This is a genomic window from Rhizobium sp. TBD182 (genome assembly GCF_001950375.1).
In the GTDB taxonomy this organism is placed as follows: domain Bacteria; phylum Pseudomonadota; class Alphaproteobacteria; order Rhizobiales; family Rhizobiaceae; genus Agrobacterium; species Agrobacterium tumefaciens.
The window spans coordinates 578,710-584,453 of the sequence record NZ_BDLN01000001.1 but is presented as its reverse complement, the minus strand read 5'-3'; the positions used below and the strand labels follow the sequence as shown (position 1 = coordinate 584,453).

The following is a 5,744-nucleotide window of genomic DNA, read 5'->3' as shown; positions in this document are numbered from 1 at the left end:
GATGCTGCCCACCTCGTCCAGATTGCGGGAGGGATCAACGATGCGAAGGTTTTTGAGAACGGTCACGGCACTCATACACGCTCACCCTGATTTTGCGAGACAAGCAGGGTTTCCATGACAGCCATGCGCACGGCAACCCCCATTTCCACCTGGCTTTCGATGACGCTTTGCGGACCATCAGCCACTTCGGATGAGATTTCCACGCCACGGTTCATCGGGCCGGGATGCATGACCAGCGCGTCTTCTTTCGCTGCCTTCAACTTTTCGGCATCGAGACCGTAATAGTGGAAATATTCGCGCACCGAAGGCACGAAGGAGCCGGACATGCGCTCGCGCTGCAGGCGCAGCATCATCACCACATCGGCGTTCTTCAGGCCTTCCTTCATATCATGGAAGACCTCGACGCTCATGTCGCGAATGCCGGAGGGAAGAAGCGTCGCGGGAGCCACGACGCGCACGCGCGCGCCCATCTGGTTGAGTAGGATGATGTTGGAGCGGGCAACGCGCGAATGCAGTACGTCGCCGCAGATCGCCACCGTTATTCCCGAAAGATCACCCTTGGCGCGGCGGATGGTCAGCGCGTCGAGAAGGGCCTGCGTCGGGTGTTCATGCTGACCGTCGCCGGCATTGACCACGGAGCAGGCAACCTTCTGCGCGAGAAGGGCTGCGGCACCGGCCGAGGAGTGACGCACGATCAGCACATCGGGGCGCATGGCGTTCAGCGTCATCGCCGTGTCGATCAGCGTTTCGCCCTTCTTCACCGAGGAATTGCTGACCGACATGTTCATCACATCGGCGCCAAGCCGTTTTCCGGCAAGTTCGAAGGAGGATTGTGTCCGGGTCGAAGCTTCGAAGAACAGGTTGATCTGCGTGAGGCCCCGAAGCGTCGAGGTTTTTTTCTCGCGCTGACGGCTGATTTTCACCGCTTCGTCGGCCTTGTCGAGAAGCAGGGTTATATCCTGATGGGAAAGCCCCTTGATGCCGAGGAGATGGCGGTGGGGAAAATAGACCATGGAAATTGTCCTCCGGGTCGCAATAGTCAACGGGTCTATAAAGACAGGTGGCTTTGCGGGCAAGCATGCGATAAGCCGGGTTTTGGCATATACACGCAATAAAGCACGAATCCCGATAGAAGGATGCGAATGACAGGCATGAACCGGACAGAAGAATCGCTCGCCGAACTAAACCAGCCTAGCCTATGGTCCGGTATTAATGCCTATCGTTCCGATCCGCTGATCGTCGACCTCACATCCGGCCTGTCACGCAATCTGAGGGACGAGTTCGACCAGCTCGGCCGTTACGTCACCTCGCACGAAGCGCAGGAACTGGCGCGCATGGCCAATCAGGGCGTGCCGCAGCTGCACACGCATGGCCCGCGCGGGGAACGTCTCGATCAGGTTGAGTTCCATCCCGCATGGCACGCACTGATGCGCCGTTCCATGTCATCGGGTCTTCATTCCAGCGTCTGGGAAAATGCGGCTGAGACGCGCGGCAATGAACACAAGGCGCGCGCCACCAAATTTTATCTGACCTCTCAGCTCGAGGCCGGGCATCTCTGCCCGTTGACCATGACCAGCGCCTCCGTTGCCGCCATCATGACCTCGTCGCGTGTGCAGAAGGAATGGGTGCCGAAGATACTGTCGCGGAAATATGATTCCTCGCAGAAGCCGGCCTTGCAGAAAACCGCCGTCACCGTCGGCATGGGCATGACGGAAAAACAGGGCGGCACGGATGTGCGCGCCAACCGCAGCACGGCGGAGCGGGTGGGCGAGGGCATCTATCGCCTGTCCGGCCACAAATGGTTCCTGTCCGCGCCGATGAGCGACGGTTTCGTCATGCTGGCGCAGATGGGCGACGGCATGGGCTGTTTTCTGGTGCCGCGTTATCTGGAAGACGGTTCCGCGAACGGCCTGCATTTCCAGCGCCTGAAGGACAAGCTCGGCAACCGCTCCAACGCCTCCGCCGAAGTCGAGTTCACCGATGCTTTCGGTTATCTTCTGGGTGAACCTGGCAGCGGTGTGCGCACCATTCTCGACATGGTGACGCTGACGCGGCTCGATTGCGCGCTGGCATCATCAGGCATGATGCGCGCTTCGCTCGCCGAAGCCGTGCATTTCGCACGCGGCCGTTCCGTCTTCGGCAAGACGCTGGTCAGCCAGCCGATAATGACGCGCGTTCTCGCCGATATGGCGCTGGATGTCGCAGCCGCAACGGCACTCTCCTTCCGGCTGGCATCGGCATTCGATGCCGCCCGCAACAATGCCGCCGAGGCGGCCTATGCGCGGGTGATGACGCCGATTGTGAAATACTGGTGCTGCAAGATCGCGCCGGCGTTGATCTACGAGGCGATGGAGTGCCTTGGCGGCAACGGCTATGTGGAAGAACGGCCGATTGCTCGCCACTACCGCGAAGCGCCGGTCAATGCCATATGGGAAGGCTCCGGCAACGTCATGGCGCTGGATGTGCTGCGTGTTCTTCAGCGCGGCAGGGATCTGTTCGATCTCGTTTTCCAGACGCTGGAGCGCGATCTCGGACCCGCCGGCAAAAAGACCACGGATGTGCTGCGCGCCGCAATCGCGCTTGCCGAACGCGATGAGGGTGCTGCCCGCCTGCTGGTGGAGCAATTCGCACTTGCTGCCGCTGCCGCCGAGCTTTGCCGGCTCGGCGCCGGCAAGATCGCAGACGCCTTCCTCGAAACCCGTCTGGCGGGTGGTTGGCGACATACCTACGGCATGCTCGATTCTCGCTTTGATCCGAATTATATAATCGATTTATTGTATCCGCCCGCGTCCTGACCGATAAAGGGTGGAAGGCTGTTGTTGCTGTCCCTGTGGGAGGGGTATCGGATTTGAGAAAAGGCGTTGGCGTGGGGCGTATTTCTGTCTTTCAGTCGGTGGGCGCGTGTGCGCGCATGGAGATGGGGGTCGATAGCAGATGCTGACCTTCCGCTCCGCCCGTCCTGAAGATGAAGAGGCGCTCTACGCCATCAGTCTCGCCACCGGCGATGCCGGGCAGGATGCCACCCTGCTTTATCGCGATGGCCGCATGGTGGGGCATATTTATTCCGTGCCTTATCTGCATCTGTGGCCCGATGCCGTTTTTGTGGCGGAAGACGAAGAGGGTGTCTGCGGTTACATCGCCGGCGCGCTGGATACCGCCTTGCATGATGAGCGGCTGGAGCATGAGTGGTGGCCGCATCTGCGCGCCCTTTATCCCGACCCCGTTGGCGACCAGCAAACATGGGACGCCGATCAGCGCCGTGCACATTTCATCCACCACCCGCGCCACACGCCAACCTGGCTGACTGATCCGTTTCCGGCCCATATCCACCTGAACCTTCTGCCACGCACACAGGGCAAGGGCGGCGGCACGCGGCTTTTGTCGCGCTGGCTCGATATGGCGAGACAAAACAACGTCTACGGCATCCACCTCGGCGCCAGCGAGCGCAACCAGGCGGGTATCCGCTTTTGGGAAACCCGCGGCTTCAAACGTCTCGAAACCCACGACACACCAGGCACCGTGTGGTTTGGAATGGCGCTGGAGTGATTATTTGCGCGGTACGGGTCCTCGATCTTAATTCATCCACAGGAACCTTCTCCCCAGCTGCTGCGCTGCATTGTCCTCGTCTTCATGCTTTGTTAACCCGTTGGGTCAGGCCTTTTAAAAGACGGGTAGGGAAGCATGCTGGCGACCGCAGAGGTGATTTCAGCCGACAAGCCGGAAAAGCGCATCAAGGATCGCGCCGCGACCGAGAAGGCGATTTTTGAGGCGGCCCGGTCGCTTCTGGCCGAAGAGGGCTTTCAGGGTTTTGGCATCAATGCCGTTGCCCGCCGCGCCGGATGCGACAAACAGCTGATCTACCGTTATTTCGGCGGTCTGGAAGGGTTGATCGAGGCGATCGGCGAGGATCTCGGATCCTGGGTAAAGGACCGTATTCCTGAAGATACCGGCGGCATGTTCCTGTTGACCTATGGCGATCTCATGGAAAAGCTGGCGCTTTATTTCATGGATGCGCTGCGCAGCGATCCTCTCGTCTGCAAGATCATTGCCTGGGAAGTGTCGGATGGCTCGCCGCAGGTCAGGCAGCTTGCCGAAGCCCGTGCCAAATCGCTCGGCAAATGGCTGGAGCGCATGCGCGGATCGCTGGCAGCACCCAAGGGCGTAGATACCGCATCCGTCAATGCCGTGTTGTTCGCCGCCATCCAGCATCTCGTGATTTCCGCCGCCACCAGCGGCCAGTTCGCCGGCGTGCCGTTGAAGTCGGACAAGGACTGGGACAAGATTGCAACCGCCGTCAAAAGACTGGTGCGCGGCGTTTACGGCTGAGCGCGGCGTAACGAGCCGGGCGAGACGGTCGCCCTAACAAAATCGGCCGTTATTTGACGAAAAATCAACCATGTTTTCAGCGGTCCGGCAACCTTGCGGCATCGCATGCCGTTGGCTTCGTGAGGGGTGTTTTCCACAGCCGGACCCGCCACCGTTAACCATACCGACAGCTTTCATTTGCTTAGCCATGGTTACCGGTCCAGTGTGCATTAACAAAATGTTAACCATGCGCAATGACTGCGTATAAGGGAGCCGCAAGTGAGCCGCTGGACAGCTTTGGGCGTCATGATGACGTTTTTTGCTATGCTGCCGTTGGATATTGACGCGCCAGCCTTTAACCTTTGCCTGATGGCTCTGGTGCGCTGGGCGGTGCTTGCTGGCATTCCCGATACGATTTTCACGCGGGAGCAGACTGCATGAAGTGGTTTTTGATCCTCTGGGCCGGTCCCGTTGCATTGCTCGGCAGCTGGTACTGGCTATCCTATTACGACTTGAGCTTCGGCTTCTTCATGCTGACGCGCCAGACGCATGATCTGGTATTCCAGATTTACGGCAATATCCTCGGCCTGCCGCCGGAAAGCCTGCCGCCGCTGGTCGCGCGCGCCATAGCGGTCGACAGCCTGATCGTTTTTGCGATCCTTGCTTTCCGCAAGCGAAAACAGATTGCCAATTGGTGGCAGGGACGTCAGCCCGTTGCGCGGGCGAGTGCCGAAAGCCTGTCCAGCGCGCCCTGAAGAATGAAGCTTGCGGCTGCCGAATCGATGCGTTCGGCCCGTTTGGCGCGAGAGACGTCCATTTCCAGAAGCACACGTTCGGCGGCGACCGTTGAAAGCCGTTCATCCCAGAAAATGAAGGGCAGGGCGGTTTTTTCCCCCATGGTACGAACGAAGGCACGTGTTGCCTGAGCGCGTGGTCCGGCCGATCCATCCATATTTATGGGCAGGCCGATGATGAAAGCGGATACCTTTTCCTTTTCGGCAAAGGCCAGCAGCACCTCGGCATCCCGAGTGAATTTGACCCGTTTGATGACGGGGCGCGGCGTGGCGAAGCGCCGCGACAGGTCCGACATGGCAAGTCCGATGGTTTTCGTCCCAAGGTCGAGGCCCGCAATCGCCTGTGCCGGCTGAAGCGTTTCCGCGAGCTCCTCGATGGTAAGTATCGCCATGTCGTACGCTGTCCTTTATCTTTTGCGGACGAATTCGGTGCGCAGCACCAGACCCTTGACCGTCTCGTGCCTGCAATCGATTTCTTCCGGATTTCCGGTCAGGCGGATCGATTTGATGACAGTGCCCTGCTTGATGACCGTATTGGTGCCTTTGACCTTCAGATCCTTGATCAGCGTTACCTGGTCACCATCCGCAAGCACGTTGCCTGCCGCATCGCGCACTTCGTTCGCGCGCAAAGCTTCTGCGGCCAGC

General features: G+C 59.5%; 8 protein-coding genes. 5 read left to right on the top strand and 3 right to left on the bottom strand.

The window, feature by feature from the left end:
• Positions 1-71 precede the first annotated feature (71 nt).
• A complete protein-coding gene (locus tag T18_RS02980; protein WP_003512724.1) occupies positions 72-1,013 on the bottom strand; it encodes an aspartate carbamoyltransferase catalytic subunit in 942 nt (313 codons plus the stop codon).
• Between the two features lie 129 nt (positions 1,014-1,142).
• Between T18_RS02980 and T18_RS02975 the strand changes: the two genes are divergently transcribed.
• From T18_RS02975 to T18_RS02960, 5 genes are all read left to right on the top strand, one after another.
• Entirely contained in the window at positions 1,143-2,795 is a 1,653-nt protein-coding gene (locus T18_RS02975) for an acyl-CoA dehydrogenase family protein (RefSeq protein WP_038490761.1), read from the top strand.
• Positions 2,796-2,934: 139 nt separating this feature from the next.
• Complete coding sequence (locus T18_RS02970) at positions 2,935-3,546, top strand: GNAT family N-acetyltransferase (protein WP_038490764.1); 612 nt, start codon at positions 2,935-2,937, stop codon at positions 3,544-3,546.
• Between the two features lie 135 nt (positions 3,547-3,681).
• Entirely contained in the window at positions 3,682-4,326 is a 645-nt protein-coding gene (locus T18_RS02965) for a TetR/AcrR family transcriptional regulator (protein WP_038490767.1), read from the top strand.
• 258 nt (positions 4,327-4,584) lie between these two features.
• On the top strand, positions 4,585-4,746 hold the full coding sequence (locus T18_RS26935; protein WP_013635969.1) for a hypothetical protein: 162 nt from the start codon (positions 4,585-4,587) through the stop codon (positions 4,744-4,746).
• Entirely contained in the window at positions 4,743-5,060 is a 318-nt protein-coding gene (locus T18_RS02960; protein WP_003512730.1) for a DUF6105 family protein, read from the top strand. The genes T18_RS26935 and T18_RS02960 overlap by 4 nt, the downstream gene beginning before the upstream one ends.
• Here the strand turns inward: T18_RS02960 and ruvX are convergent.
• Both ruvX and T18_RS02950 read right to left on the bottom strand, forming a co-directional pair.
• Entirely contained in the window at positions 5,012-5,491 is a 480-nt protein-coding gene (gene ruvX, locus T18_RS02955; protein WP_003512731.1) for a Holliday junction resolvase RuvX, read from the bottom strand. The two genes, T18_RS02960 and ruvX, sit on opposite strands and share 49 nt — an antisense overlap.
• A gap of 15 nt (positions 5,492-5,506) precedes the next feature.
• On the bottom strand, positions 5,507-5,744 hold a 238-nt coding region (locus T18_RS02950), incomplete at its 5' end, for an alkylphosphonate utilization protein (RefSeq protein ID WP_323455174.1).